Origin of the sequence: Paenirhodobacter ferrireducens (assembly GCF_004022265.1) — a bacterium.
Taxonomy (GTDB): domain Bacteria; phylum Pseudomonadota; class Alphaproteobacteria; order Rhodobacterales; family Rhodobacteraceae; genus Rhodobacter; species Rhodobacter ferrireducens.
The window spans coordinates 39,156-63,459 of sequence record NZ_SAVB01000003.1; the positions used below are offsets into that span (position 1 = coordinate 39,156).

At 68.3% G+C, this 24,304-nt stretch carries 24 protein-coding genes and 1 tRNA gene; 3 read left to right on the forward strand and 22 right to left on the reverse strand.

The features are described from left to right. Position 1 precedes the first annotated feature (1 nt). The 6 genes from EOW65_RS02900 to EOW65_RS19880 form a co-directional block, all read right to left on the reverse strand. Positions 2–1,897 carry a monovalent cation:proton antiporter-2 (CPA2) family protein gene (locus EOW65_RS02900; RefSeq protein ID WP_128147510.1) on the reverse strand — a complete coding sequence of 632 codons (1,896 nt, stop codon included), beginning with the start codon at positions 1,895–1,897 and terminating at the stop codon, positions 2–4. Positions 1,898–2,028: 131 nt separating this feature from the next. After that, positions 2,029–5,370: a hypothetical protein gene (locus EOW65_RS02905; RefSeq protein ID WP_128147511.1), complete on the reverse strand. Its 3,342-nt coding sequence runs from the start codon at positions 5,368–5,370 to the stop codon at positions 2,029–2,031. A gap of 275 nt (positions 5,371–5,645) precedes the next feature. Further along, positions 5,646–6,929, reverse strand: coding sequence for an O-acetylhomoserine aminocarboxypropyltransferase/cysteine synthase family protein (locus EOW65_RS02910; protein ID WP_128147512.1), 1,284 nt, complete (start codon positions 6,927–6,929; stop codon positions 5,646–5,648). A gap of 94 nt (positions 6,930–7,023) precedes the next feature. Continuing rightward, positions 7,024–7,335 carry a hypothetical protein gene (locus EOW65_RS02915; protein ID WP_128147513.1) on the reverse strand — a complete coding sequence of 104 codons (312 nt, stop codon included), beginning with the start codon at positions 7,333–7,335 and terminating at the stop codon, positions 7,024–7,026. A gap of 145 nt (positions 7,336–7,480) precedes the next feature. Beyond that, the gene (locus tag EOW65_RS02920) at positions 7,481–8,476 is read right to left on the reverse strand and encodes a hypothetical protein (protein ID WP_128147514.1); all 996 of its coding nucleotides are present in this window, start codon (positions 8,474–8,476) and stop codon (positions 7,481–7,483) included. Positions 8,477–8,601: 125 nt separating this feature from the next. Continuing rightward, positions 8,602–8,685, reverse strand: a tRNA-Tyr gene (locus EOW65_RS19880). A gap of 117 nt (positions 8,686–8,802) precedes the next feature. Here EOW65_RS19880 and rlmB point away from each other — a divergent pair. Beyond that, on the forward strand, positions 8,803–9,585 hold the full coding sequence (gene rlmB, locus EOW65_RS02925) for a 23S rRNA (guanosine(2251)-2'-O)-methyltransferase RlmB (RefSeq protein WP_128147515.1): 783 nt from the start codon (positions 8,803–8,805) through the stop codon (positions 9,583–9,585). A 213-nt stretch (positions 9,586–9,798) separates the two neighbouring features. After that, entirely contained in the window at positions 9,799–10,218 is a 420-nt protein-coding gene (locus tag EOW65_RS02930; RefSeq protein ID WP_128147516.1) for a CoA-binding protein, read from the forward strand. A 166-nt stretch (positions 10,219–10,384) separates the two neighbouring features. On the opposite strand, the gene EOW65_RS02935 is transcribed toward EOW65_RS02930, so the two are convergent. The 15 genes from EOW65_RS02935 to hisA form a co-directional block, all read right to left on the reverse strand. Continuing rightward, positions 10,385–11,584, reverse strand: coding sequence for a DegT/DnrJ/EryC1/StrS family aminotransferase (locus tag EOW65_RS02935; protein ID WP_128147517.1), 1,200 nt, complete (start codon positions 11,582–11,584; stop codon positions 10,385–10,387). Positions 11,585–11,680: 96 nt separating this feature from the next. After that, positions 11,681–12,988 (reverse strand): NAD(P)/FAD-dependent oxidoreductase, encoded by a 1,308-nt coding sequence (locus EOW65_RS02940; RefSeq protein WP_128147518.1) that lies wholly within the window; start codon positions 12,986–12,988, stop codon positions 11,681–11,683. Then, positions 12,985–14,340, reverse strand: coding sequence for a glutamine synthetase family protein (locus EOW65_RS02945; protein ID WP_128147519.1), 1,356 nt, complete (start codon positions 14,338–14,340; stop codon positions 12,985–12,987). The genes EOW65_RS02940 and EOW65_RS02945 overlap by 4 nt, the downstream gene beginning before the upstream one ends. Positions 14,341–14,357: 17 nt before the next feature. Beyond that, a complete protein-coding gene (locus tag EOW65_RS02950; protein ID WP_128147520.1) occupies positions 14,358–15,038 on the reverse strand; it encodes a type 1 glutamine amidotransferase in 681 nt (226 codons plus the stop codon). 131 nt (positions 15,039–15,169) lie between these two features. Then, a complete protein-coding gene (locus tag EOW65_RS02955) occupies positions 15,170–16,501 on the reverse strand; it encodes a glutamine synthetase family protein (protein WP_128147521.1) in 1,332 nt (443 codons plus the stop codon). A gap of 4 nt (positions 16,502–16,505) precedes the next feature. Beyond that, a complete protein-coding gene (locus EOW65_RS02960; protein WP_128147522.1) occupies positions 16,506–17,339 on the reverse strand; it encodes an ABC transporter permease in 834 nt (277 codons plus the stop codon). Further along, a complete protein-coding gene (locus EOW65_RS02965; protein WP_128147523.1) occupies positions 17,336–18,217 on the reverse strand; it encodes an ABC transporter permease in 882 nt (293 codons plus the stop codon). Before EOW65_RS02965 ends, EOW65_RS02960 begins: the two co-directional genes overlap by 4 nt. 55 nt (positions 18,218–18,272) lie before the next feature. Further along, a complete protein-coding gene (locus tag EOW65_RS02970; protein ID WP_128147524.1) occupies positions 18,273–18,998 on the reverse strand; it encodes a transporter substrate-binding domain-containing protein in 726 nt (241 codons plus the stop codon). 49 nt (positions 18,999–19,047) lie between these two features. Beyond that, entirely contained in the window at positions 19,048–19,824 is a 777-nt protein-coding gene (locus EOW65_RS02975) for an ABC transporter ATP-binding protein (RefSeq protein WP_128147525.1), read from the reverse strand. Between the two features lie 132 nt (positions 19,825–19,956). After that, positions 19,957–20,400, reverse strand: coding sequence for a tellurite resistance TerB family protein (locus EOW65_RS02980; RefSeq protein ID WP_128147526.1), 444 nt, complete (start codon positions 20,398–20,400; stop codon positions 19,957–19,959). Between the two features lie 42 nt (positions 20,401–20,442). Next, positions 20,443–20,757 (reverse strand): DUF1330 domain-containing protein, encoded by a 315-nt coding sequence (locus tag EOW65_RS02985; protein ID WP_128147527.1) that lies wholly within the window; start codon positions 20,755–20,757, stop codon positions 20,443–20,445. Next, positions 20,750–21,052: a DUF1330 domain-containing protein gene (locus EOW65_RS02990; protein ID WP_128147528.1), complete on the reverse strand. Its 303-nt coding sequence runs from the start codon at positions 21,050–21,052 to the stop codon at positions 20,750–20,752. The genes EOW65_RS02985 and EOW65_RS02990 overlap by 8 nt, the downstream gene beginning before the upstream one ends. Before the next feature lie 56 nt (positions 21,053–21,108). Then, a complete protein-coding gene (locus EOW65_RS02995) occupies positions 21,109–21,420 on the reverse strand; it encodes a phosphoribosyl-ATP diphosphatase (protein ID WP_128147529.1) in 312 nt (103 codons plus the stop codon). Next, complete coding sequence (gene hisF, locus EOW65_RS03000; RefSeq protein WP_128147530.1) at positions 21,417–22,178, reverse strand: imidazole glycerol phosphate synthase subunit HisF; 762 nt, start codon at positions 22,176–22,178, stop codon at positions 21,417–21,419. The genes EOW65_RS02995 and hisF overlap by 4 nt, the downstream gene beginning before the upstream one ends. Positions 22,179–22,360: 182 nt before the next feature. Next, the gene (gene hisA / locus EOW65_RS03005; RefSeq protein WP_128147531.1) at positions 22,361–23,080 is read right to left on the reverse strand and encodes a 1-(5-phosphoribosyl)-5-[(5-phosphoribosylamino)methylideneamino]imidazole-4-carboxamide isomerase; all 720 of its coding nucleotides are present in this window, start codon (positions 23,078–23,080) and stop codon (positions 22,361–22,363) included. Between the two features lie 149 nt (positions 23,081–23,229). Between hisA and EOW65_RS03010 the strand changes: the two genes are divergently transcribed. Further along, positions 23,230–23,613: a DUF2147 domain-containing protein gene (locus EOW65_RS03010; protein WP_128147532.1), complete on the forward strand. Its 384-nt coding sequence runs from the start codon at positions 23,230–23,232 to the stop codon at positions 23,611–23,613. Between the two features lie 46 nt (positions 23,614–23,659). On the opposite strand, the gene hisH is transcribed toward EOW65_RS03010, so the two are convergent. Beyond that, positions 23,660–24,301 (reverse strand): imidazole glycerol phosphate synthase subunit HisH, encoded by a 642-nt coding sequence (gene hisH, locus EOW65_RS03015; protein ID WP_128147533.1) that lies wholly within the window; start codon positions 24,299–24,301, stop codon positions 23,660–23,662. Positions 24,302–24,304 lie beyond the last annotated feature (3 nt).

Sequence of the window (24,304 nt, forward strand, 5' to 3'; positions counted from 1 at the left end):
TTCAGCTCCGGCTGTCGAGCGGCGTGGCGGGGGTGGCTTCGGGCTCCTCGCTCTTGTCCTCGCGTCGCGCGAAACTCTTCAGCATCGCCGCTTCCAGCTCGGCGTTCAGCTCGCGGGTGCGCTGGATGTAGTCGGGGTTCTGCTCGATCGGCACGCCGGGCTTCCAGGCCTGCGCGAGGTCGCGCACCGCGGCGCGGTCGATCTTGAAGAAGACCTTCTCCAGCTCCGAGGCTTCGAACTCGTTCAGCCCGACGTTTTCCAGCACATAGCGCGCCGCGCGCAGCGACGAGTCGAAGAGCTCGCGCACGATGTCGTTGGCGCCCGCCTTGTAGAGCTCGAACACATGGATGCGGTCGCGGGCGCGGGCGATGATGTGCAGATCGGGCCGGACCGAGCGGGCATAGGCCACCAGCCGGTTCGCCGAGGCCTTGTCGTCAAGGCACACGACCAGCACCTGCGCCTTCGCCAGCCCCGCTGCCGCCAGCAGGTCGGGTCGCGTCGGATCGCCGAAATAGGCCTTGAAACCGAAGGTACGCATCAGCTGGATCGTCTTCAGATCGGCATCGAGCACCGTGGTGCGGAAGCCCGACATCGTCACCATCCGGTTCACCACCTGCCCGAAGCGGCCGACGCCGGCGATGATGATCGGCTGCTGCTCATCGATCTCGTCGGCATCGGGGCCGTCGTCCTCGCGCCGCAGCCGGCGGGACAACTGCTCGTTCAGGATGAACAGAAGCGGCGTGATCAGCATCGAGAGAGCGATCAGCACCAGCACCTTTTCCGCGACCGGTGTGGGCAAGATCCGCTGGCTGACCGCGAAGGAGACGAGGACAAAGCCGAACTCGCCCGCCTGCGCAAGACCAAGGGTGAAGAGGCCGCGGTCGGCCCCCTTCAGCCGGAAGATGCGGGCAAGCACGTACAGCACCCCGGCCTTCACCGCCACCAGTGCGGCGACGAGGGCGATGATCTGGAACGGCTGGGCGGTAATCACCGCGAAGTTGATGCCGGCGCCGACGGTGATGAAGAAGAGGCCCATCAGCAGGCCCTTGAACGGCTCAATGTCGCTTTCGAGCTCGTGCCGGAACTCGCTGTCGGCGAGAACCACGCCGGCAAGGAAGGTGCCAAGCGCCGGCGACAGCCCGACAAGGCTCATCAGGGAGGCGATACCCACCACGATCAGCAGTGCCATCGCGGTGTTGATCTCGCGCAGCCGAGCGCCGTGCACGAAGCGGAAGACGGGGCGCACCAGATAGTGCCCGGCGATGATGATGAAGGCGACGGCGGCCAGCGTCATCAGCGTCACGCCCCAGCCGGGCATGCTGTCGATGAAGCGGCTGACCGGGTGATCGCCCGCGGCTTCGGCCTTGGCGACGGCACGCGCGCCCGGCAGCGCCAGCAACGGCAGCAGCGCAAGCATCGGGATCACCGCGATGTCCTGCGTCAGCAGCACCGCGAAGGCCGAGCGGCCCCCGGCCGTCTGCATCAGCCGTTTCTCGTTCAGCGTCTGCAGCACGATCGCCGTCGAGGAGAGCGAGAAGATCATGCCAAGTGCGACCGCCACCGGCAGGGTCTGGTGAAAGGCGAGCGATACCGCCGTCACCAGCGCCATCGTCAGCAGCACCTGCAAGCCGCCCAGCCCCACCAGCTTGTCGCGCATCGCCCAGAGCGCGCGCGGTTCCAGCTCCAGCCCGATCAGGAACAGCATCATCACCACGCCGAATTCGGAGAAATGCTGCAGATCCGTCATCTCCGAGCCCGACAGGCCCAGCACCGGTCCGATCAGGATGCCGGCGCAGAGATAGCCCAGCACCGAGCCGAGCCCGGCGCGGGTCGCGAGCGGCACCGCGATCACCATCGCGAAAAGATAAAGCGTGGCCTGAATCAGGAAGCCGGTCATGGCGCGGGGACTCGTTCTCTGGGCCGCCCGAAGCAGCCGAAGGGCAGGGAGAGGATGGACGGCACAAGCCTAGAGCATCACGCCCCGGCGACAAGGCTGAAACCGGCGTCTGTCGAAGCTGTTATCGCGCGTCAGCTGCCTTTGAGCATCTTCAGCATCAGGGTGCGGCTGCCCTTCTGGTAGCTCAGCTGCCCGTCGCCGATCGCCGTCACCCGGCCGCCGTCGAGCCGGTCGCCGACGGCGACCTTGACGAAGCGGCCGTTCGGCATGCGGATCAGCGCGCGGCGGTTGCCCGAGGCGCCGTAGACGCCGATCAGATTCATCTCGCGCAGCGCCAGCGCGTTCTGCTCGGTCGCCTGTTTCGCCACCGAGGCCGAGGTCGGCATCCGCTTCGTCGGCAGTGTCGGTTCCGGTTCGTCGAGCTCCACCGCCGGTTCCGGCGCGGCGGCGACACCGCGTTGCGGGGCCGCGGGGGCGGCCTTCTGCGACGCCGGGGCGGGGGCTGCGATCACCGGCGCCGGTGCGGCGGCGGCGATGACGGGTTCGGGTTCGGCGGCGATCGCCAGGGCCAGCGCCTGTTCGACCGAGGTCTTGAAGCTGCGCGGCCGGGCCGCGGGGCGGCGCGAGACCGACACCGCCTGTGCCGTGGCACCGGCTTCGGCTTCGGCTTTCGCCGCCTGGGCTTCCGCTTCGGCCTTGGCGGCCTCGGCTTCGGCGGCGGCCGCGGCGGCCTCGGCGCTGCGTTCGACGGCGCTCGGCCGGGTCGAGGGACGCTGTGCGGCCAGGCGTTGCGCCTCGGCCGAGAGCGGCGCGACGGGGGCGGCCGCGGTCTCGGTTTCGGCCTCGGTGGCCTTGGGGGGCTCTGTCGCGGCAGGGGCGGGTTGCGGGGCGGGGGCCGTCGCCGCCACCGCCGCGGCGGTCTCGACCGTCGCGGGCCGGGTTTTCGGTTTGAAACGTTTCAGCGCCGGGTCGGCCCAGGGCAGGGCGGCGGCCTCTTCGGCGGCGATGGCGGCCTTGGTCACCGCATCGGGGCGCGCGCGCGAGGCCCGCGGCGGCCGGCCGGAGTAGAGGGTGAACCCGCCCGGCGTCACCACGCCCTCGGGCGTCGGCTCGAAGGAGGCGCCCGGTGAGACGCGGGCGAGCTCCTCGAAGGGCGGCGGGGCGGCTGGGACGGCGGGCTGAAGGTCGGGCTGCGGCGCGGCGGGGGCAAGAATGGCGCCGGCCGGGGCGCCGGCGGCGGTGGCCTCTGCCGCGGCGGCGAGGGCATCGGCCACCGGGGCGGCCGGGGCCGGATCCTGCCCGTCGGCGGCGGGCTCGGCAGGCAGCTGCGGGCTCGACAGCGTGCCGTCGGGGGCCGCGGCCAGCCCCTCGGCGCTGCCGGTCGGAGTGGCTTCCGGGATCACGCCATCGGCCGCCATCTCCGCATCGATGCCGGCAAGGTCGGCATCGGCGGGGATATCGCTTGCCGCCGCGTCGGCAGGGCCAGGGCTGTCGGGGCTCGAGGCCGTGGCAAGGTCCGATGCGGCATCCGCCGGCCCGCCGGTCAGCGCGGCACTGTCGGTGCCGAGGGACAGGCCCTGCGCGGCGCTGTCCTGTTCCGGCGCCGCGACGGAGTTCGCTACGGGGGCAGGCGTATCGAGATAGGAGGCCCAGATCGCCACCAGACCAAGGAAGATCACCAAGGCCAGCATCAGCGCGATGCCGAGATGCCGCGGCTTGCCACCGATCTGCTTCTGACGCCGCGCGCCGAAGACCGTGGTCTCGGGCGGAACGGCGGTGTGCGCACCCGGAGCGGGCTTTGGCTCGGCGGGACGCGGCTTGCGCGGCGCAGCAAGCACCGGTGCGGCCTCGTCCTCGGTCAGCTCGAGCCCCGGGGCGGTGATCGCGGCCGGGCGCACCGCGCCGCCAAGCGGGCGGGGCGGGGCGGAGGCGCGCGCGACACCGGCCAGCGGCGGGATGCGTGTTGTGCGCGCGGCGGTGCCGGTCCCGGCCTCCGCTGCGCCGTCGGTGGCCGGTTCGGGCGGGTTTTCCGCCTCGGGCACGTCCTCGTCGGTCTCCGCCTCGGGGACTGCTTCGGCCGTGTCCTCTTCCGCCACGTCCGTTTCGACCTCTGCCGTCGCTTCGGCAGAATCGTCTTCGGCGGCGTGCTCTTCAGCGGTGTCCTCTTCGGCCTCGGCCATCTTCTCGGCTGCTTCGGCGGTCTCCTCGATCGCGCTCACTTCTGCGGCGGCAAGGGCCGCCGCAACGGCAAGCGTGTCGCTTTCGGAGGGGCCTTCCGCGGCCGCCAGCTCGGACGTTTCCGCCTCGGGCATCGCGTCCAGCGGCGCAAGAGCGGCATCCGCCTCGACCGGGTGTTCGGCCGGCGCCTCGATCGGGGAGGCCGGCGTGATCGGCTCCGCGGGGCTGTCGTCCGCCGTGGTTTCGGTCGCAGGGGCCGCCTCGGGCTCGAGCGGCCCGTCCGGCGCCCGGTCGAGATCGGGCGCTGCCTCGGGGGCGTCGATCTCGCTGCCGGTGTCATCGTCGCTTGTGGCGAGCAGTGCGGTTTCTGTGGCGGGCTCGGGCACAGCCGCCGGTTCCGTCGCGGGAAGCTCCTCGGCGTCGGCCGGGAGCTGAGGCTGCGCGTCCGCGGGGATCTCGGCCGGCTCGGCTTCGGTCTCGTCCGCGCTGGCCTCGGCGGGCGGTGCCGCGGCGACCTCGGGTGCCTCGGGGGCGGGCTGCGCTTCGGCCTCGGGGGCGGCCTCGTCGGGGACGAGGGTGTCTCCAGCGGCGGGGTCTTCGGTCGCGGTCACGATCTCGGGGGCCGCAAGCTCTTCGGCCGGGGCGATTGCGTCCAGATCAGCTTCGGGAGCTTCGTGAGGTTCGGGCGCCGGCTCTTCGACGCGCTCGACACTTTCCAGAACCGGTTCGTCCGCTGCGGCATGGGGCGCCGAGGCCAGCGGCACCGGGTCCTGGTCGCGGTCCAGCCGGGTGCCGTCGGGCAGATGCCGGCCGGCGACCGAGCTCAGCCCGAACCAGGGCTCGCCGGCGAAACGGCCGGGCGCCGGCACGGCGACGAAGCCCACCGGGCAGAAGCCCCAATCCTCGGCAAAGCTCTCGGCCTCGGCGAGGGTGTCGCGCGCCACGATCGCCACCTGCACCGTCTCGCCGCGGCCGGACCAGTCGAACACCAGATCCGGGACCTTATAGGGCGTCATTCCCTCGAGCGCGGCGGTGATCTGGCGGCGGCGCATCGCCGGGCGCGGGCCGGGGGCGGCGATCTCGGCATAGAGGATCTGGCTCGCCGGGATGATGAGCTTCGTCAGCACGCCGGTCTCGGGCGCGCGCGCCTCGGCGAGGCGGCGCAGCCGGCCGAGTTCCTCGGACAGGTTCGGCGCATCGAGGCTGACCTCGCCCAGGACTTCCCAGCCGGTCGGGGTGCGGAGCAGCAGGCCGATGCCGTCATGCGAAAGATTGAGCGCGAAGCTGGGTTTCATGTCGGGGGCTCTGGACCTGCGGAACGGGCGCCGGAATGGGCGCGGGCGGTTCCTCCCTTGGTAAAGCATCTTCTCCGCCATGAAAAGCGGCGCCCGGGCCGCAGGCCCCGCCTGCGCCCGCCTTGAGCGGCATTTCTCCGCCGAATGTTGAAAAAGTGATGCGGGCGATCCTCGGAGGGACTGTCACCCGCAGGCCGCGGACGTATTTCTGCTGCGCCCGCCCCGGAAAAAGGCCGGGCGCGGGGTCCGGCCTTGTCGGTTCTCGTGGCGTCGCCTCAGGCGGTCGCGGCGGTCAGGGCCTGATCGAGGTCGGCGATCAGGTCGGCCACATCCTCGATCCCGATCGACAGCCGCACCACGCCCGGCGCGGCGCCGGCGGCGACCTGCTGTTCCTCGCTGAGCTGGCGGTGCGTGGTCGAGGCCGGATGAATGATCAGCGAGCGCGCATCGCCGAGGTTCGCGACATGGCTGAAGAGCTTCAGATTGTCGACGAGCTTGACGCAGGCGTCATAGCCGCCCTTCACCGCCACGGTGAAGAGCGCGCCGGCGCCCTTCGGGCAGATCTTCGCGACCCGGTCGTGCCAGGGCGAGGACGGCAGACCGGCCCAGGTGACATAGTCGATGCGCGGATCCTTCTCGAGCCACTCGGCCACCGCTTTCGCGTTCGCCACGTGCTTTTCCATGCGCAGGCTGAGCGTCTCGATCCCCATCAGCGTGTAATGCGCCGCCTGCGGGTTCATCGTCATGCCAAGGTCGCGCAGCCCGATCGCGATCGAGTGGAAGGTGTAGGCCATCGGCCCGAGCGCCTCGTGGAACTTCAGCCCGTGATAGGCCGGCTCGGGCGCGCTGAGCGAGGGGAACTTGTCCGAGGCCGACCAGTCGAACTTGCCGGAATCGACGATCGCGCCGCCCATCACCGTGCCGTTGCCGGTGAGGTATTTCGTTGTCGAATGCACGACCAGCGTCGCGCCATGCTCGATCGGGCGGCACAGGTAGGGCGAGGCGAGGGTGTTGTCGACGATCAGCGGCAGGCCGAGCTTGTCGGCCACTTTCGCCACCGCGTCGAGATCGGTGATGTAGCCGCCGGGGTTCGAGATCGACTCGCAGAAGATCGCGCGGGTGTTCTCGTCCACCGCGGCCTCGATCGCCGCCGTGTCGTCGAAATCGACGAAGGTGCAGCCCCAGCCGAAGCGCTTCATCGTCAGGCCGAACTGGGTGATGGTGCCCCCGTAAAGCCGGGTCGAGGCGACGATGTTGAGCCCCGGCCCCATCAGCGGGAAGAGCGCCATGATCTGCGCAGCGTGGCCCGAGGAGCAGCACACCGCCCCCGCGCCGCCTTCGAGTGCGGCGATGCGGCTGGCGAGCGCCGAGATCGTCGGGTTCGTCAGGCGCGAATAGATGTAGCCCACTTCCTGCAGGTTGAAGAGCCGCGCCGCGTGGTCGGCGTCTTTGAAGACATAGGCGGTGGTCTGATAGATCGGCACCTGGCGGGCGCCGGTCGCGGGGTCGGGTTCGGCCCCGGCGTGCACCTGCAGCGTGTCAAAGGAAAAGTCGGTCATATGCGCCTCCCGGAATGCAACGGGGCGAACCCTATCGCCGGGTCCGGGGCGCTTCAAACACATTCGTTTTGTGCGGGATGTTCCGGCCGGCGCGCTAGAGGCCGAGGTGCAGATAGTCGCGCAGCCGGTACCAGGCGGGCGCGATGATGCACTTCAGGATCATGTAGGTGAAGCCGATGGCACCAAGCACGGCCGTCGACGCGATCAGCCCGTCGGCTCCGGCCGAGACGATGCCTGCGCGAGAGAAGGGCTGGACGATGAAGGCGAGAAGCTCGGCGGCAAAGGCCGAGGCCAGCGCCAGAGCCAGCAGCGTGCCGAGGAAGCGCAGCGGCCGGAACCAGGTGCCGAGGCCGGTGTGCACGGCCTCGGCAAAGATCGCCAACCCGATTCCGGTCAGAGTCGTCATGACGACGGGAACATCCGCACCGAGAATCGGTATCGTGAATTCCATGAGCCGATCCATGGGTTTCTCCATCCTCACTCTGCCAAAAGGTTAAAGCGGAACTGGGGTCGGATTGCGGGAAGACCGTGAAGGAAATGTGGCAGAGCTCTCAGCGCAACCAGAGCCCCTCGCGCCGGATCGCATTGCGCAGCACCTGCTCGCGCCGGGGCAGATCGTTGCGGTCGAACTTGCGGCGCAGCTTCTGCCCCTTGTTCTGATAGATCAGCTTCTTTGCCGGCTCGTAGTTCTTCAGCACCTTCTTCACCGCATTCGGGGCGGCGACCGCCTCAGCCACCGCCACCGCGGCGTCGCTCTCGCGCGCGTAAAGCAGCGGCAGGGCACGGTAATGGGTGGTGACGGCGCCGTCGAGCCCGGCCAGCTCCGGTCCCGGCCGGCCGCCGCCGAAGGAATGGATCACCAGCGGCAGCGCGATCTGGTCGAGCCAAGGATCGAGCGACTGACAGGCCAGCTCCTCGGGCGTGTTCCAGCGGATCCAATGTGCGTAATGCAGGAAGCGCTTGCCGAAGGCCTGGGCATCGGCGCCGAAGAACCAGCCGGCGTTGAAGTAGAGATAGCGCTGCCAGTATTCATCGGGCTTGCTGAGGTCGAGCGAGCTTTCGAAATCGAGGCCGAAATGGTCGTAGAGACTTTTCCAGATCTCGGTGTAGCCGACCTTGTAGAGCGGCGGTTCGGGCCAGGTGCCCTCGCGCCGCATCGAGGCGGAGGGGCGGGCGAAATCAAAGCCCACGGAGCTCAGCGGCCCGGTGAAGAGCGTGTCGGTGTCGAAGAAGACGAAGGGCTCGGCGGGCAGCGCCGTCATCGCCTCGATCTTGTTGCCATGCGGGTAGATCTCGCCGAAGTGCTTGTTTTCGAAGGGCACGATCTCGGCGCCTGCGTCGGCCAGAAGCGCCCGCACCGGGTCCGAGATCCGCACCGGCTGCGACCAGCGGGCGCCGGTGGGCTCGGCCACCAGCAGCCGGCCGGCGAAGTCGGGGTTCGCCTTGCGGAAGGAATGGGTGAAGAGGATCGCCTCGTATTCGAGCCGCCCCGCCTGCGCCACGCAGAACACGTTGTAGGTTTGCCCGCCGGCCACTGTGCCCGTCATCGTACTGCCTTTCACTGTCGGCTTACTATAGCGGCAGAGCAGGGACGGAGGGAAGGTGCCGCGCGCGCGAAGACCGCGGCGGAAGTGCCCGCAGGCCTTGCGAAATCACCAATCCTGAGGGGGAGTGGTGGGTGACCCTGGAATCGAACCAGGCGTGGGTCTCCCCGGCGGAGTTACAGTCCGCTGCCGCACCTTGCAGCTCGTCACCCGACGTGGGGCGGGATTTACCGAAGGGGGTGGGGGGCGTCAAGCGGGTTTTTGACGGTTTTCGCGGCTCTTGCCAAAACGGCGCTGCCGGCGCAGGAAGGGACAAAAGGGGAGCGGCGATGAAGAAACCGACCTGGGTGATCGAGAAGGAGCGCGCCAAGCGTGCATCGGCGGCGGAAACCGTGTGGCTGTTCGGCCTGCATGCGGTGCGCGACGCGTTGGTGAACCCGGCGCGGGTGAAGCTGCGTCTGGTGCTGACGAAGAACGCCTCTGACAAGCTGACTGAAGCGATCGCCGCCTCGGGGATGACGGCCGAGATCGTCGATCCGCGCAAGTTCGACACGCAGGTGCCGCTCGCGCCCGATTCCGTGCATCAGGGCGCCGCGCTCGAGGTCAAGCCGCTCGACTGGGGCAAGCTCGAGGACGTGGCGCTCACCGGCCGCGGCGCGCCGCTGGTCGTGCTGCTCGACCGGGTGACCGATCCGCACAACGTCGGTGCGATCCTGCGCTCGGCCGAGGTGTTCGGCGCGCGCGCCGTGGTCGCGCCGGCGCGCCATTCGGCGCCCGAGACCGGGGCGCTGGCAAAGACTGCCTCGGGCGCGCTCGAACGCCAGCCCTATCTGCGCGTGACGAACCTCGCCGATGCGATGGAAGAGCTGCGCAAGATGGGCTATGTGCTGCTCGGCCTTGCGGGCGAGGCCGAGGAGACGCTGGGCGAGGCGCTGGCCGCCGTCGGCACGCGGCCCGTGGCGCTGGTGCTGGGCGCCGAGGGGCCGGGGCTGCGCGAGAAGACGCGCGACACCTGCGACCGGCTGGTGAAGATCCCATTCCCGGGCGCATTCGGCTCGCTCAACGTGTCGAACGCGGCGGCGGTGGCGCTCTACGCGGCCACGAACCGCTGACGCGCGCGGACGGACGGATGCCTGTCGCAGCTTCACAAAGATGCGATTCGCGGCCGCCCCCCTTTAACCGGGGGGACGCATTCCTATGTATGATGACAGAAGCGCAGCTTGGAACCGCTGTGTTTCAGTTCACTGTCCCTCGTTCCGCACCTGTGCGCCCGGCCGTTCTGGTTCGGGCGCATTTTTATCTGTCCGGCTGAAAGGGAGGCTGCCATGACCGATGCCGAACTCCGCGAGATCCTGCAGACCACCAAGGTGATCGCCGTCGTGGGCTTTTCCGCGAAACCCGACCGCGCCTCGCATTACGTTGCGGCCTTCCTGCAGACGAAGGGCTATCGGGTGATTCCGGTCAACCCGGGCCTTGCCGGCCAAAGCTTCCTTGGCGAGACGGTCTTTGCCGATCTCGCCTCGATCCCGGCGGAGATCGCCGTCGACATGGTCGACATCTTCCGCGCCCCCGAGGCGGTGCCGGGCATCGTCGAAGAGGCGCTTGCCCATCTGCCGGCGCTGCGCACGGTCTGGATGCAGCTTGGCGTGATCAGCGAGGAAGGCGCCGCCCGCGCCCGCGCCGCCGGCAAGATGGTGGTGATGGACCGTTGCCCGAAGATGGAGATCCCGCGGCTCGGGCTGTGACCGGGGAGGGGGGCTCTGCCCCCCGCTGCGCGCCCCCCGAGGTATTTGGGCCAAGATGAAAAGCGAAGGGGCCTCGCCTGAGTGACGAGGCCCCTGCTTTCTTCCTGCCCGAAAGACCTCGGGGGGGAGCGGCGTCAGCCGCGAGGGGGCAGCGCCCCCTGCGTCCTCAGCCCTTGACCGCCGCCGCCGCCTCGACGATCGCATCGGCGATGAAGTCGAGCTCGGGGCGGGTCAGCCGCGCGGGCAGCCGGGTGTCGCAGGCGCGCATCAGCATCGCGCGGGTCTTCGGCAGCTCGGGCAGATCGCCGAGGAACTGCCAGTTCCAGAAGGCGCGGGCATTGTCCTTGCTCAGCCCGAAGACCTGCACGCCGACGCCGCGGGCCTTGGCCTCGTCCTGCAGGCGCAGTGCCTCGGCATCGGTCCAGTCGCCCGTGAGGTTGAACTGCAGGCTGTCGGGGGCGCGCGTCTCGGGGCCGAGGGCGGGCGGCACGTCGAGCCAGGGGCTCTCGTTCAGCTTCGCCGCGACGTAATCGTGGTTCGCCAGCCCGTCGCGCACGCGGCGCGGCACCTCGGCCAGCTGCGGGCGGATCACCGCGGCCGAGAGGTTCTGCATCCGGGTGTTGTAGAGCGGCAGCTGGTTTTGCCAGTGCACGAAGCTGTTCTGCAGCCCCGGGTGCTTCTTCCAATTGTGCTCGTAGGCGCCCGACATGATGATCGCGCGGGCGGCGAGTTCCGGGTCATCGGTGACCAGCACCCCGCCCTCGCCGGCGTTCACCAGCTTGTAGCTCTGGAAGCTGAAGCAGCCGATCTTGCCGATCGTGCCGATCTTCTTGCCGTCCCACACCGTGCCGAGGCTGTGCGCCGCATCCTCGATCACCGGCACGCCCTTCGCGTCGGCCAGCTCCATGATCGCGTCCATGTCCGAGGTATGGCCGCGCATGTGCGAGATCAGCACCGCCGCGATGCTGTCGTCGAACTTTTCCCGGAAGTCGTCGAGGTCGACGCGGAAGTTTTCGCCGACCTCGACCAGCACTGGCACGCAATCGGCATGCACGATCGCCGAGGGCACGGCGGCGAAGGTGAAGGCGGGCACCAGCACCCGCGCGCCGCGCGGCAGGTCGAGCGCTTTCAGCGAGAGAAACAGCGCCGCCGAGCAGGAGGCGACGGCGACGGCATAGCGGGTGCCCATGAAGGCGGCGAATTCGGCTTCGAGCTGCGACACCGGCGCGTTTTCCGAGGTGTAGCGGAACAGATCGCCCGAGCTGAGAAGCCGCTCGATCTCGGCGCGGGCGGCCGCGGGGATAGGCTCGGCGTCGTAGCAGTTCGGCGGGGGACAGGTCGGGGCGAGATCGCCATCACGGGGCATGAGTTTCAGCTTTCCTGAATGTCATATTCAGAAAAGCAGTAAGATGCTCCTGGCCGCAGGCCAAGTGAAAGTTTCGTGTCGCCGGCGAAGTGTCGCCTAGAATCCCAATCTATCGCGCAGGCTGTACCAGCCCATGCCGAGTGCGAGGAGCGGGAAGCGCAGGTGGCTGCCACCCGGGAAGATATGGGCGGGCAGTGTCGCCATCACGTCGAAACCGTCGCCGGTCGCCGTCACCGCCTCGGCCATCAGCTTGCCGGCATGGGTGGCGAGCGCCACGCCATGGCCCGAGAAGCCCGAGGCGGAAAGACAGTTCAGATGCGGACGGCGGAAGCAGGGCATCCGGTTCACGGTGATCGCCAGCGTGCCGCCCCAGGCATGGGTGATCTTCACGCCCTTCAGCTGCGGGTAGACCTGTTCGAGCGGCTTGCGCACCAGTGCGGCGATGTCGCGCGGAAAACGATAGCTGACCGTCTCGCCGCCGCCGAAGAGCAGCCGGTCCTCGTGTGCGCGCCAGTAGTTCACCACGAATTTCGTGTCATGCGCGGCGATGTTCTCGGTCAGCACCTCGCGCAGCCGGGGGCCGAGCGGTTCGGTGGCGACGATGTAATTGTTGATCGGCATCACGCGCGCGGCGATCTTCGGCTCGAGATGGTCGAGATAGCCGTTCGCGGCGAGGATCACGTGGTCACAGCTGACCTCGCCTGCCGCGGTGATCACCCGGCTCGTCTCGCCGGCGTGATGGGCGTGGCGGATCTTCGTCACCGCCGAGCGCTCGAAGATCTGCGCGCCCGCGGCCTCGGCCAGCCGGGCGATGCCAAGTGCGAGGTTCAGCGGATGCACATGCCCCGCGCCGCGGTCGATGTCGCCGCCGACATAGAGCGGCGAGGGGATCAGCGCGGCCAGCCCGTCGCGGTCAAGCGGCGTGATCGCGTCATAGCCGTACTGGGTGGCGAGGTGCTCGGCCATGTGATGGGCGTGGGTGACCTCGCGCTCGTGTAGCGCGCAATGGGCGATGCCGCGATGGGTGGGCACGCCCGCCTCGGCGGCGAGCGCATAGGTCAGCGCCTTCGCCTCCTCGGCCATGTCCCACATCCGCCGCGCCGCGGGCTTGCCGGCCATATGCTCGAGGTCGGGCATCTCGAGCCGCTGGCCCGAGCCGATCTGCCCGCCGTTGCGGCCCGAGGCGCCAAAGCCCGCGCGATGCGCCTCGAGCACGACGACGCGGCGCCCCGCGCGGGCCAGATGCAGCGCCGCCGACAGCCCGGTATATCCCGCACCGACCACCGCGACATCGGCACGGATCGCGCCCGCAAGGGCGGGGCGGTCCGGAGCCGGATCGCGGCTCGCGGCATAGAAGCTTTGCGGGAATTCCCCGGGACGGTCGTTGGCGAAGAGAAGGTTCATACGTTCAGCAGCAGATGTTCCCGCTCCCAGGGCGAGATCACCTGCAGAAACTCCTTGTATTCGTTGCGTTTCACCGCCTCGTAGACGGTGCAGAACTCGACCCCCAGCACCTCGCGCACCGGCGCGGAATCGGAGAACAGATCCAGCGCGTCACCGAGGTTGTAGGGCAGGTCGGTCTCGTTCATGTAGGCGTCGCCGATGCACTCGGGGCGCGGCATCTTCTGTTCCTTGAGGCCCAGATAGACACAGGCGAGCGAGGCCGCGAGGCCGAGATAGGGGTTGCAGTCCATCCCGGCGAGGCGGTTCTCGATACGCCGGCCGGCGGGTTCCGAGATCGGCACGCGCAGCCCGGTAGTGCGGTTGTCGCGACCCCATTCGAGGTTGATCGGTGCGGCGAAGTCCGGCACGTAACGGCGATAGCTGTTCACATAGGGCGCAAGCAGCGCGATCACCGCGGGCAGGTGGTTCTGCAGCCCGGCGATGGCATACATGAACTGGATGCTCTCGCTGCCGTCGGCTTCCGAGAAGATGTTCTCGCCGGTCTTCACGTCGACCACCGACTGGTGGATGTGCATCGCCGAGCCCGGCTCGCCCTCGATCGGTTTCGCCATGAAGGTGGCGAAGCAGTCGTGGCGCAGCGCGGCCTCGCGGATCTGCCGCTTGAAGAAGAAGATCTGGTCGGCCAGATGCACCGCATCGCCATGGGCGAGGTTGATCTCGACCTGACCGGCGCCGCCTTCCTGCAAGATGCCGTCGATCTCGAAGCCCTGCGCCTCGGCGAAGTCATAGATGTCGTCGATCACCTTGCCGTATTCGTCGACGGCCGACATCGAATAGGCCTGCTTGCCCGCGGCGCGCCGGCCCGAGCGGCCCATCGGCGGGATGATCGGCTGGTTCGGGTCGAGGTTGCGCGCGACGAGGAAGAATTCCATCTCGGGCGCGATCACCGGCTTCCAGCCCTCGGCCTCGTAGAGGGCAAGGATGCGCTTGAGCAGGTTGCGTGGCGCGGTCGGCACCGGGTTGCCCTGCTGGTCCTCGACATTGTGGATGATCTGCAAGGTCACGTCGGCGGTCCAGGGCGCGGCGGTGGCGGTGCTCCAGTCCGGCGTCAGGATCATGTCGGGCTCGGTGAAGGCGCCCATCGGGTTGTCGACCCATTCGCCGGTGATCGACTGCAGGAAGATCGAGTTCGGCAGGAAGAAGCGGTCCTGATGCACGAATTTCGAGGCCGGCATCGCCTTGCCGCGGGCGACGCCCGCGATGTCTGCGACGATGCACTCGACCTCGTCGAGGCGCCGCCCGGCGATGTAGTTGCGCGCGGCCTGCGGGATCAGATCGGTCCAGTCTGACATGATGTGCCTTTCGGGGCTCAGGCCCGGGGTTTGAGGAAGAAGGCGGCGATCCGGTCGGCAAGTGTGCCGGACTGGTTCGGCGCGCCGAGCCGGGCACGGGCGGCCGCGAGCCGGTCGTCGGGCACCACGCCGGTGCCGCGGGTGTCGATCAGCCCCTTGATGAAGCTGTCGGGGAACTCGGGGTGGGGCTGCACGGTGAAGGCGGTGTCGCCGTAGACGAGGGCGGCATTCTCGCAAAAGGCGTTGCCGCCCACCACCTCGGCGCCCTCGGGGCGCTTCGTCACCTGATCCTGGTGCCAGGCGTTCAGCGTCACCGTCTCGCCGCCGAAATCATAGTCCTGCGGCCCGACGGCCCAGCCCCCGGCGAATTTCTCGACGGTGCCGCCCATGGCCTGGGCGATGATCTGATGACCGAAGCAGACACCCACCAGCGGCACCTTCGCCGCGATCACCTTGCGGATGAAGGCCTCGAGCGGCTTGATGAACGGGTGGTCCTCGTAGGCGCCGAAGCGCGAGCCGGTGATCAGCCAGCCCTCGCAGTCATGGACGTCGGCGGGGAAGTCCATGTCCTTCACCCGATAGGTGCGGAAGGTGAAACCGCGCCCGGCGAGCAGGGTTTCGAACATGTCGGGATAGTCGCCGGAGTCCGCCCGAAGGATGTCGGGGGATTCGCCGGTTTGCAGGATGCCGATCAGCATGGAAGTCTCGTGCAGTTGGGTCGGGCAAGCCTAGCCCTCCGCCCCGAAGCGGGCAAGGGGGCCGGCAGGGGCGGCGGACGGGCCGTTTGCGCATGGGCGGTGGCCCTTTGCACATGGCACGCCCGGCCTTTTCAGACGGTGTCGAGGTAGAGCTCGGTCTGTTCCTGTTCGGACAGCTCGGCCATGTAATGCACCTCCTGACGCTTGGTCATCAGGAAGTTCTCGACCAGTTCCTCGTCGAAGATGCGCCGGATCAGCGGGTCTTCGGCGAAGGTGTTGATCGCGAGGTTCCAGGTCGCGGGCAGCTGCGGCAGGCTTTGCGCATAGGCGTTGCCGATGATCGGATCGTCGGGGACCAGGCCGTCCTCGAGCCCGACCAGCGCCGCGCCGAGAACCGCGGCGATGCTGAGATAGGGGTTCACGTCGCCACCCGCCACGCGATGCTCGATCCGCCGCGCCGCCGGGCCCGAGGCCGGGATCCGCAGCGCCGCGGTGCGGTTCTCATAGGCCCAGCCGATGCCGGTGGGCGCATGGGCGTTCGGCACGAGGCGCTCGAAGCTGTTCGCATGTGGCGCGAAGATCAGGGTCGAGCCGGGCAGGGCGGCGAGGCAGCCCGCGACCGCGGCGCGCATCGCCCCCGATCCCTTCTCGCTGCCGTCGTTGAAGATGTTGCGCCCCGCCTCGTCGAGGATCGAGAAATGCATGTGCATGCCGTTGCCCGACCACAGCGAATAGGGTTTCGCCATGAACGAGGCGGCAAAGCCGTGGCTGCGCGCCAGCCCCTTCACCAGCATCTTGAAGGCCCAGGTGTCATCGGCTGCCTTCAGCGCGTCCGGCTGGTGCATCAGGTTGATCTCGAACTGCCCCGGCCCGGCCTCGGAGATCGCGGTGTCGGCGGGAATGTCCATCGCCTCGCAGGCGTCATAGAGCGCGCTGAAGAAGGCGTCGAAGGCATCGAGCGCGCGCAAGGACAGCGTTTCGCCGCCGGTGCGCCGCTTGCCCGAGCGGGGCGAGGGCGGCACCCGCAGGGTCTTGCCGCTGTCGTCGATCAGGAAGAATTCGAGCTCGGTCGCCACCACGGGTGTCAGGCCGCGCGCCTTGTAGCGGTCGACGACACGGGCCAGCGCCTGACGCGGATCGCCCGCATAGGGCCGGCCGTCCATGTGGAACATCCAGATCGGCAGAAGCGCGGTCGGCGAGGCGAGCCAGGGCATCGGCATGAAGCCCCGCTCGGTCGGGCGCAGCAGCCCGTCGCAATCGCCGGTCTCGAAGACGAGCGGGCTGTCCTCGATGTCTTCGCCCCAGATGTCGAGGTTCATCACCGAGAAGGGAAACCGCGTCCCCTCGGTGAAGACCTTATCGGCGAACCTTGCGGGGATGCGCTTGCCCCGCGCCACCCCGTTCAGGTCCGCCGCTGCCACGCGAATGGTGCGCACTTCGGGGTGTTCTCTGAGCCAGTCCATGTCCTCACCTGATGATTTGCGGCCTGATCCTCAGTTTCGGGCGGATCGCGCCCGGCAGATGCCGGTTCAGGCGGCGGTTGATCCCTCCGAACAGCGCGATCAGGGTGACGGTCAGACAGACGAAGTAGAACGCCGCGATCGGGTAGGGGACGAAGGGGTTGAAAGTCTTGTCCGCGAAGAATTTCGCGTAATAGAGCGCGTCTCCACGCTGCTGGAACGCCGGGAAGCCCGAGAAGAAGACGAGCGTCGTGGCGTGGAACAGGAAGATCGCCTCGTTGGTGTAGGCGGGCCAGGCCAGACGCAGCGTGGTTGGCCAGACGATGCGGCGGAACTTGGTCCAGCCGGTCATGCCATAGGCGTCGGCGGCCTCGAGATCGCCCTTCGGGACCGCCCGCAGTGCGCCATAGAAGATCTCGGCGGAATAGGCAGAGGTGTTGAGGAACAGCACGAAGAGCGCGCCGGCCCAGGCCGAGGTCATCCAGTCGGTGGGGATCAGCAGCCCCCACAGGTCGATGCCGGTGCGCGGCAGCATCACCAGCGCCTCATAGGCGATGAAGAACTGGATGAAGAGCGGCGAGCCGCGGAAGACGAAGATGAACCACTCGGCGGGCTTGCGCAGCCAGCGGTTCGGGCTGGCCTTCGCGAGGGCGAGCGCGGTGGCGAAGAAGAAGCCGAAGGCAAGGGCGAAGACACCGAAGTAGATGTTCCAGATCAGCCCCGAGCCGATCAGGGTGAACTGGTCGCACAGGGTGAAATCGCCGCGCGGCAGCAACCGCTCGCCAAAGCCGAGCGAGCGCAGGCCGTAATCGGAGATCGTCTGCAGGCAGGAGGAACTCATGCGCCGGCCTTTCGCATCGCTTCGCCCGCCATCGTCGCCTGGCCCCGCGCGAGCCGCGTCGCGAGCCGGCCGAGCACGATTTCCGAGACCCGGGTCATGCCGAGATAGAAGGCAAGCAGCAGCAGGAAATACCACAGCCGCCAGTCGGGGTGCGGGAAGTCATAGATCTGCGATTTCGTCGCGCCGAGTTCGCGCGCCCAGTAGACGATATCCTCGACGCCGAGCAGGAACAGCAGCGGCGTCGCCTTGATCAGGATCATCCACAGGTTCGACAGCCCGGGCAGCGCATAGGTCCACATCTGCGGGATCAGGATGCGCCGGCGCACCTGCGCGGGCGTCATGCCATAGGCCTCGGCGGTCTCGAGCTGGGCCCGCGGTACTGCCCGCATCGCGCCGTAGATCACATTCGCCGCGAAGGCGCCGAAGACGATGGCGAAGGCCACCACGGCAAGCGCGAAGCCATAGACCTCGTGATAGATCTGCGGCGCGGAATTCAGCGGCAGCTTCGCCGCGGGGCAGACGAGGAAGTCGTTACCCTGCCGGATCGGCGCGGTCCAGTCCGGGCAGAGGATCTTGTGGCGGAGGTATTCCAGCCCCTGGTCCATCGCCACCGGCACGAACAGGAAGAAGATGATGTCGGGAATGCCGCGCACCATCGAGGTGTAGCCCTTGCCGAACCAGCGCAGCGGCGCGATGTGGGAGCGCGCGGCGAGCGCGCCGCCAAAGCCGAAGGCCAGCGCCACCGGCGCCACCACCAGCATCAGCGCGATCACCACGAGGAACGAGCCGTAGAACAGCAGGTGCTTGCCTGAACTCAGGTAGCACAGCATCCAGGCGAGGCCGTCGAGGGCCTTCGGGTCGGCGCAGCTTGCGAACATGGAACCTGTCAGGAAGGGGCGGGTGCCGACCGTGTGACGGCCCCCGCCGGGGGGATCAGAAGGTCAGGGCGTCGTCGCCGAACCATTTCTTGATCATCGCGTTGAGCGAGCCGTCGGCCTTCATCGCGGTGATGACGGCGTTGAACTTCTCCTTCAGCGCGGTGTCGGACTTGCGCAGGCCCATGCCGATACCTTCGCCCAGCGGGATGTCCTCGCCGGTCCAGACGAGGGCGCCGCCCTGATCGGCGGTGAAGGGCGCGAGCGCGTCCTTGTCGGCGAAGACCGCGTCGGCCTCGCCGTTCTTCACCGCGGCGACGGTGTCGTCGAGGGTGGCGAATTCCAGCAGCGTCGCGCCCGATTTCGCGACGTAATCGGCCTGGATCGTGCCGACCTGCGCCGCGACCACACCCTTGAGGTCGGCGCCGTCCTTCAGCGCGGCATAGGCCGAGGCCGCCGGCGGGTAATAGGCTTCGGTGAAGTCGATGGTCTGCTTGCGCTCGTCGGTGATGCTCATGCCGGCCATGATCGTGTCATAGTTGCCGCCGAGCAGGTTCGGAATGATGCTGTCCCATTCGTTCGTCACCCAGGTGCACTTGACCTCGGCCTTGGTGCAGAGCGTGTCGCCGAGTTCGCGTTCGAAGCCGTCGACCTCGCCCTTGTCGTTGATGAAGTTAAAGGGCGGGTAGGCGCCTTCGGTGCCCATGCGCACGACATCCTCGGCGCTGGCAAACCCGGTCGACAGCGCCAGCGCGGCAGCGGCGGTCAGGATCAGCTTCTTCATGTGTTTCCCCTGTGCAGTGTTTGCAATCGTTGATTGTCTATCGTTGGCATCAAGCCGGCACGCTGGCCGACAGGAACTGTTGCAGGCGCTCCGACTTCGGTGCGCCGAAAAGCTGGGCGGGCGGGCCCTCTTCCTCGATCAGGCCCTTGTGCAGGAAAATGACGTGATCCGAGACATCGGCCGCAAGGCGCATGTCATGGGTAACGAGGATCATCGTGCGGTGTTCGTTCGCCAGATCCTTGATCACCTTCACCACCTCCTGCTGCAACTCGGGGTCGAGCGCCGAGGTGGGTTCGTCGAAGAGCAGCGCCTCGGGCTGCATGCACAGTGCGCGCGCAATCGCCGCGCGCTGCTGCTGGCCGCCCGAGAGCTGCGCCGGCCAGTTGTCGGCCTTGTCGCCGATCCCGACCTTGTCGAGCAGGCTGCGCGCCAGCGTCTCGACCTCGCGCGGATCGCGCTTCAGCACCGTCACCGGCGCCTCCATGACGTTTTGCAGGATCGTCATGTGCGACCAGAGGTTGAACTGCTGGAACACCATCGACAGGTTGGTGCGGAAGCGCGTCACCTGCGCGCGGTCGGCCGGGCGCCGCGCGAGGCCCTCGCCCGCCCATTTCACCGCCTCGCCGCGGAACAGGACCTCGCCGCGCTGGCTGTCCTCCAGCAGGTTGCAGCAGCGCAGCAGGGTGGATTTTCCCGAGCCCGAGGAGCCGATCAGCGAGATCACCTCCCCCCGGTCAGCACGGATCGAGACGCCCTTGAGCACCTCGAGCGACCCGTAGCTTTTGTGCAGGTCGCGGATTTCGATGACGGGTGCGGTCACTGTCACTTTCGGCTTCTCTTTGTCCGGTTGGTAAAGTTGGCGCGATTCCGGGGGGGAATGCAACGGCGGAGTGACGGTTGACGCGAGGAGATGCGCCAAAAAGTCGGGCAGATGCCTCGAAACATGCAGGGCGGCGGTTCAGCCGCGCCGGGCTTCCACCCGCTGCCGGGCCAGCGCCGAATCGCGGTCGTTGATGCCAAGGAGGCTCGCGGTGAGGCGGATCAGCGCCTCTTCTTCGGGGGCGCGGGTGTCGTCCGACAGCGCCACGTCCCACATCGCCTCGATCACCCCGGCGCGGTCCTCATAGGCGATCTTTTCCTTCAGCGCGCGGGTGAAGCGCACGGTGTCGGGGGCTTCGGCCTCGGCCGTCTCGGCCCGCGCGCGTAGCGCGCGCGCCGCCTCGGGCCCAAGCCCGCGGCGCATCGCGAGAACGCGGTCGATCCGCATCTTCTCGCCCTCGTCATAACTGTCGTCGGCGCGGGCGAGCCGCACCAGAAGCGCCGCCAGCGCCAGCTCCGCATCTTCCGCGGTCAGCGGCGCGGGGTGGGGGGCGGCCAGAAGGGTGAGAAGTGCCTTGAACATGGCCGATACTCTAACGCCTTTCGCGGCCGGGGCAAGGCGGGCTCAGCCGGCGTGGCCTGCGACGATCGCAAGCGAGACCGTCGCCGCGGCATCGCGCAGGGCGAGCGTCGCCTGATACCCCGGACCGTGATAGCAGGCCCGCGCCGCCGCCAGACTGGGGAAGACGACGATCACGGTTTCGGGCGCCATCTGCCCGGCCACCACCTCGGGCGCGCCGCCGAGCACGAGGAGGCGCCCGCCCGCGGCCGCGATCGGGGCAGCGGCCGCCGCGCGATAGGCGGTATAGCCCGCCCGGTCGTGCACGCGCACCTGCGCCACCCAGTACCCCTTGACCGCCGCTTCCCGGGCCTCAGCCATTCCAGCCCTCGACGATGCACAGATCGGCCTCCGAGACCGGTGTGCGCAGTGCCATCGCGCGCTGGTATTCCGGGCTCAGATAGCAGGCCCGCGCCGCCTCGATGGTCGGAAACTCGATCACCACCGTGCGCGGACGCAGGTCGCCCTCGACCACCTCCTGTGCGCCGCCGCGCACCAGAAACCGGCCGCCGTATTTCTCGAAGGCCACGGCGTTCGCTTCCCGGTAGGCCGCATAGGCCTGCGGGTCGTCGACGGTGACATGACCGATCCAGTATCCTTTTGCACTCTTGCTCATCTACGCCTCCAGTTTTGCCAAAGCCTTGCGGGAGAACGCGGATTTTGCAAGACCGCTCAGCCGCGCGCGGCCTTTTCGGCGATCCCCGAGGTGCCCTCGCGGCGCTCGAGCTCGGCCAGCACCTCGGCGAGGGGGACGTCCTTCGCGGCCAGCATGACCAGCAGGTGGTAAAGCACGTCGGCGCTTTCATAGACGAGGTTCGCGCGGTCGTCCTTGGCGACAGCCATGCAGGCCTCGATCGCCTCCTCGCCGAATTTCTGCGCGCATTTCTGCGCCCCCTTGGACAGCAGCTTCGCCGTCCACGAGCTGTCGGGATCGGCGCTCTTGCGCGCCGCGATCGTGGCTTCAAGCCGTTCGAGCGTGGTCATGTCAGCCTCACGGGAATGCCGGCGGCGGCCATGTGTTCCTTGGCCTGCCGGATGGTGTAGGTGCCGAAGTGGAAGATCGAGGCGGCGAGTACCGCCGAGGCATGGCCCTCGGTCACGCCCTCGACCAGATGATCGAGCGTGCCGACCCCGCCCGAGGCGATCACCGGCACTTCGACCGCATCGGCGATGGCGCGGGTCAGCGGCAGGTTGAAGCCCGCCCGGGTGCCGTCGCGGTCCATCGAGGTGAGCAGGATCTCGCCCGCGCCCATCGCCTCGACGGTGCGGGCGAATTCCACCGCGTCGATGCCTGTCGCCTTGCGCCCGCCATGGGTGAAGATCTCCCACCGGCCCGGTTCCACCGTCTTCGCGTCGATGGCGACGACGATGCACTGGCTGCCGAAACGGTCGGCGGCCTCGGCCACGACATCGGGGTTCGCCACGGCGGCGGAGTTGAAGCTGACCTTGTCGGCGCCCGCGAGCAGCAGCTTGCGCACATCCTCGTGGCTGCGCACGCCGCCGCCGACGGTGAGCGGCATGAAGCATTGCTCGGCGGTGCGGGTGACGAGGTCGTACATCGTGCCGCGGTTCTCGTGCGTCGCATGGATGTCGAGGAAGCACAGCTCGTCGGCGCCCGCCGCGTCATAGGCCTTCGCCGCCTCGACCGGGTCGCCCGCGTCGATCAGGTTGACGAAGTTGACGCCCTTGACGACACGGCCGTCGGCGACATCGAGGCAGGGGATGATGCGGGTTTTCAGCATGGAGGCGCCTCCTTTGGCGCCTTGATAGCGCCCGTCGCGCGGGATGGGAAGCGAAAGGGCAGGGGCGCTGCCCCTGCACCCCGAGGTATTTCAGGCAAGATGAAGAGGGGGCCGCGGCGCTTTCATCTTGCCGAAAATACCTCGGGGAGCCGAGGCATCGCCTCGGCGGGGCGGAGCCCCTCTTACGCTTTCAGCGCTGCAAGGGCAGCGCTCAGATCGAGTGCCCCGTCATAGATCGCGCGACCCGAGATCGCGCCGGCGATCACGCCGGTGTCGCGCAGCGCGACCAGGTCGGGCAGCGACGACACCCCGCCCGAGGCAATCACCGGGATCGTCACGGCACGGGCCAGCGCCTCGGTCGCCTCGATGTTCGGGCCGGTCATCGCGCCGTCGCGCAGGATGTCGGTGTAGATGATCGCCGCGACGCCTGCGTCCTCGAAGGATTTCGCGAGGTCGGTGACCATCACGTCGGTCTCCTCGGCCCAGCCCTTGGTGGCGACGCGGCCGCCGCGGGCGTCGATGCCGACCGCGACCTGGCCCGGGAAGGCGCGGGCCGCCTCGCGCACGAGGGCCGGGTTCTCGACCGCCACGGTGCCGAGGATGACGCGGGAAAGTCCCTTCGAGAGCCAGCCTTCGATCGTCGCCATGTCGCGGATGCCGCCGCCGAGCTGGGCGGGAACGGAGATCCGGGCGAGGATTGCCTCGACCGCCGCGGCATTCACCGGCGCGCCGGCGAAGGCGCCGTTCAGGTCGACAAGGTGGACCCATTCGCAGCCCGCGGCCTCGAACTTGGCGGCCTGGGCTGCGGGGTCGTCGCCGAAGACCGTGGCCTTGTCCATCTCGCCGTGCAGCAGGCGCACGCACTGGCCGTCCTTGAGGTCGATCGCGGGGTAGAGGATCATCGCGGCTCTCCTTGCCTTCGGGCTTTGGGCTTTCGGGCCTCATGCCACGCGGCGGGGCGCGCGGCAAGTGTTGCGAAACGCCACGTCAGGCTTGCCGGGAATCGGGGGGCATGGCCAGATGACGCGCAGGGAAACCGGGAGGAAAGACCATGAAACGCATTCTGCTGGCGGGGCTGTTTGCGCTCGCCGCGGGCGCCGCGGGCGCCGATCCGATCGAGGGGCTGTGGCAGACCCAGCCCGATGACGGCGCCTATGCGCTGGTGCAGATCGGGCCCTGCGGGGCGAATTACTGCGGCAAGATCACCCGCACCTTCAAGGATGGCGGCGAGTACAAGTCGCCCAACATCGGCAAGCCGATCGTCATCGACATGGCGCCGAAGGGCAATGGTGCCTACGAGGGCAAGGTCTGGCGGCCCTCGAACGACAAGACCTACATCGGCAAGATCGCCTTGGCAGGCGATGCGATGAAGCTGTCGGGCTGTGTCCTTGGCGGGCTGTTCTGCGCCAAGCAGGACTGGTCGCGGGTGAAGTGACCGGCCTGCCGGCAGAAACGGAAAGGGCGCCCTCGGGCGCCCTTTTTCATGGTTTCCACTGCAGGAAGTTCGAGATCAGCCGCAATCCGGTGCGTTGCGATTTCTCGGGGTGGAACTGCGTCCCCACCATGTTGTCGCGCCCGACGATCGCGGTGATCGGCCCGGCATAGTCGACATGGGCGAGCAGGTGTTCGGGGTTCGCCACGCGGAAGTGGTAGGAATGCACGAAATAGGCGTGATCGCCGGTCTCGATCCCCTGGAACAGGGCATGCGGGCGGTCGATCACCAGATCGTTCCAGCCCATGTGCGGCACCTTCAGCGTCGGATCGGCGGGCTCGATGCGCACCACCTCGCCCGGGATCCAGCCAAAGCCCTCGGTCGGTTCGAACTCGAGCCCGCGGCTCGCCATCATCTGCATGCCGATGCAGATGCCGAGGAAGGGCGTGCCCTTCCGGTGCACCGCCTCCTCGATCGCCTCGAAAAGCCCGGTGAAGCGGGTCAGGGCGGCGCGGCACGACGGGAAGGCGCCGTCGCCGGGCAGCACGATGCGGTCGGCACGCGCCACCACGTCGGGTTCCGAGGTGACGACGACCGAGCCCTGTCCGAGCTCGAGCGCCATCCGCTCGAAGGCCTTGCGGGCCGAGTGCAGGTTGCCCGAGTCGTAATCGACCAGAACGGTGAGGCTCATCTG

Coding starts and splice junctions, on each gene's coding strand:
- EOW65_RS02945 (WP_128147519.1), bottom strand. CDS start 14,340: ATGTCAGACTGGACCGATCTGATCCCGCAGGCCGCGCGCAACTACATC.
- EOW65_RS02920 (WP_128147514.1), bottom strand. CDS start 8,476: ATGACGGGCACAGTGGCCGGCGGGCAAACCTACAACGTGTTCTGCGTG.
- EOW65_RS02980 (WP_128147526.1), bottom strand. CDS start 20,400: ATGTTCAAGGCACTTCTCACCCTTCTGGCCGCCCCCCACCCCGCGCCG.
- EOW65_RS02995 (WP_128147529.1), bottom strand. CDS start 21,420: ATGACCACGCTCGAACGGCTTGAAGCCACGATCGCGGCGCGCAAGAGC.
- EOW65_RS02960 (WP_128147522.1), bottom strand. CDS start 17,339: ATGAGTTCCTCCTGCCTGCAGACGATCTCCGATTACGGCCTGCGCTCG.
- EOW65_RS02940 (WP_128147518.1), bottom strand. CDS start 12,988: ATGAACCTTCTCTTCGCCAACGACCGTCCCGGGGAATTCCCGCAAAGC.
- EOW65_RS02990 (WP_128147528.1), bottom strand. CDS start 21,052: ATGAGCAAGAGTGCAAAAGGATACTGGATCGGTCATGTCACCGTCGAC.
- rlmB (WP_128147515.1), top strand. CDS start 8,803: ATGAAGAAACCGACCTGGGTGATCGAGAAGGAGCGCGCCAAGCGTGCA.
- EOW65_RS02910 (WP_128147512.1), bottom strand. CDS start 6,929: ATGACCGACTTTTCCTTTGACACGCTGCAGGTGCACGCCGGGGCCGAA.
- EOW65_RS02935 (WP_128147517.1), bottom strand. CDS start 11,584: ATGCCCCGTGATGGCGATCTCGCCCCGACCTGTCCCCCGCCGAACTGC.
- EOW65_RS02900 (WP_128147510.1), bottom strand. CDS start 1,897: ATGACCGGCTTCCTGATTCAGGCCACGCTTTATCTTTTCGCGATGGTG.
- EOW65_RS03010 (WP_128147532.1), top strand. CDS start 23,230: ATGAAACGCATTCTGCTGGCGGGGCTGTTTGCGCTCGCCGCGGGCGCC.
- EOW65_RS02985 (WP_128147527.1), bottom strand. CDS start 20,757: ATGGCTGAGGCCCGGGAAGCGGCGGTCAAGGGGTACTGGGTGGCGCAG.
- EOW65_RS02955 (WP_128147521.1), bottom strand. CDS start 16,501: ATGGACTGGCTCAGAGAACACCCCGAAGTGCGCACCATTCGCGTGGCA.
- EOW65_RS02965 (WP_128147523.1), bottom strand. CDS start 18,217: ATGTTCGCAAGCTGCGCCGACCCGAAGGCCCTCGACGGCCTCGCCTGG.
- hisA (WP_128147531.1), bottom strand. CDS start 23,080: ATGATCCTCTACCCCGCGATCGACCTCAAGGACGGCCAGTGCGTGCGC.
- EOW65_RS02905 (WP_128147511.1), bottom strand. CDS start 5,370: ATGAAACCCAGCTTCGCGCTCAATCTTTCGCATGACGGCATCGGCCTG.
- EOW65_RS02915 (WP_128147513.1), bottom strand. CDS start 7,335: ATGACGACTCTGACCGGAATCGGGTTGGCGATCTTTGCCGAGGCCGTG.
- hisH (WP_128147533.1), bottom strand. CDS start 24,301: ATGAGCCTCACCGTTCTGGTCGATTACGACTCGGGCAACCTGCACTCG.
- EOW65_RS02950 (WP_128147520.1), bottom strand. CDS start 15,038: ATGCTGATCGGCATCCTGCAAACCGGCGAATCCCCCGACATCCTTCGG.
- EOW65_RS02930 (WP_128147516.1), top strand. CDS start 9,799: ATGACCGATGCCGAACTCCGCGAGATCCTGCAGACCACCAAGGTGATC.
- EOW65_RS02970 (WP_128147524.1), bottom strand. CDS start 18,998: ATGAAGAAGCTGATCCTGACCGCCGCTGCCGCGCTGGCGCTGTCGACC.
- hisF (WP_128147530.1), bottom strand. CDS start 22,178: ATGCTGAAAACCCGCATCATCCCCTGCCTCGATGTCGCCGACGGCCGT.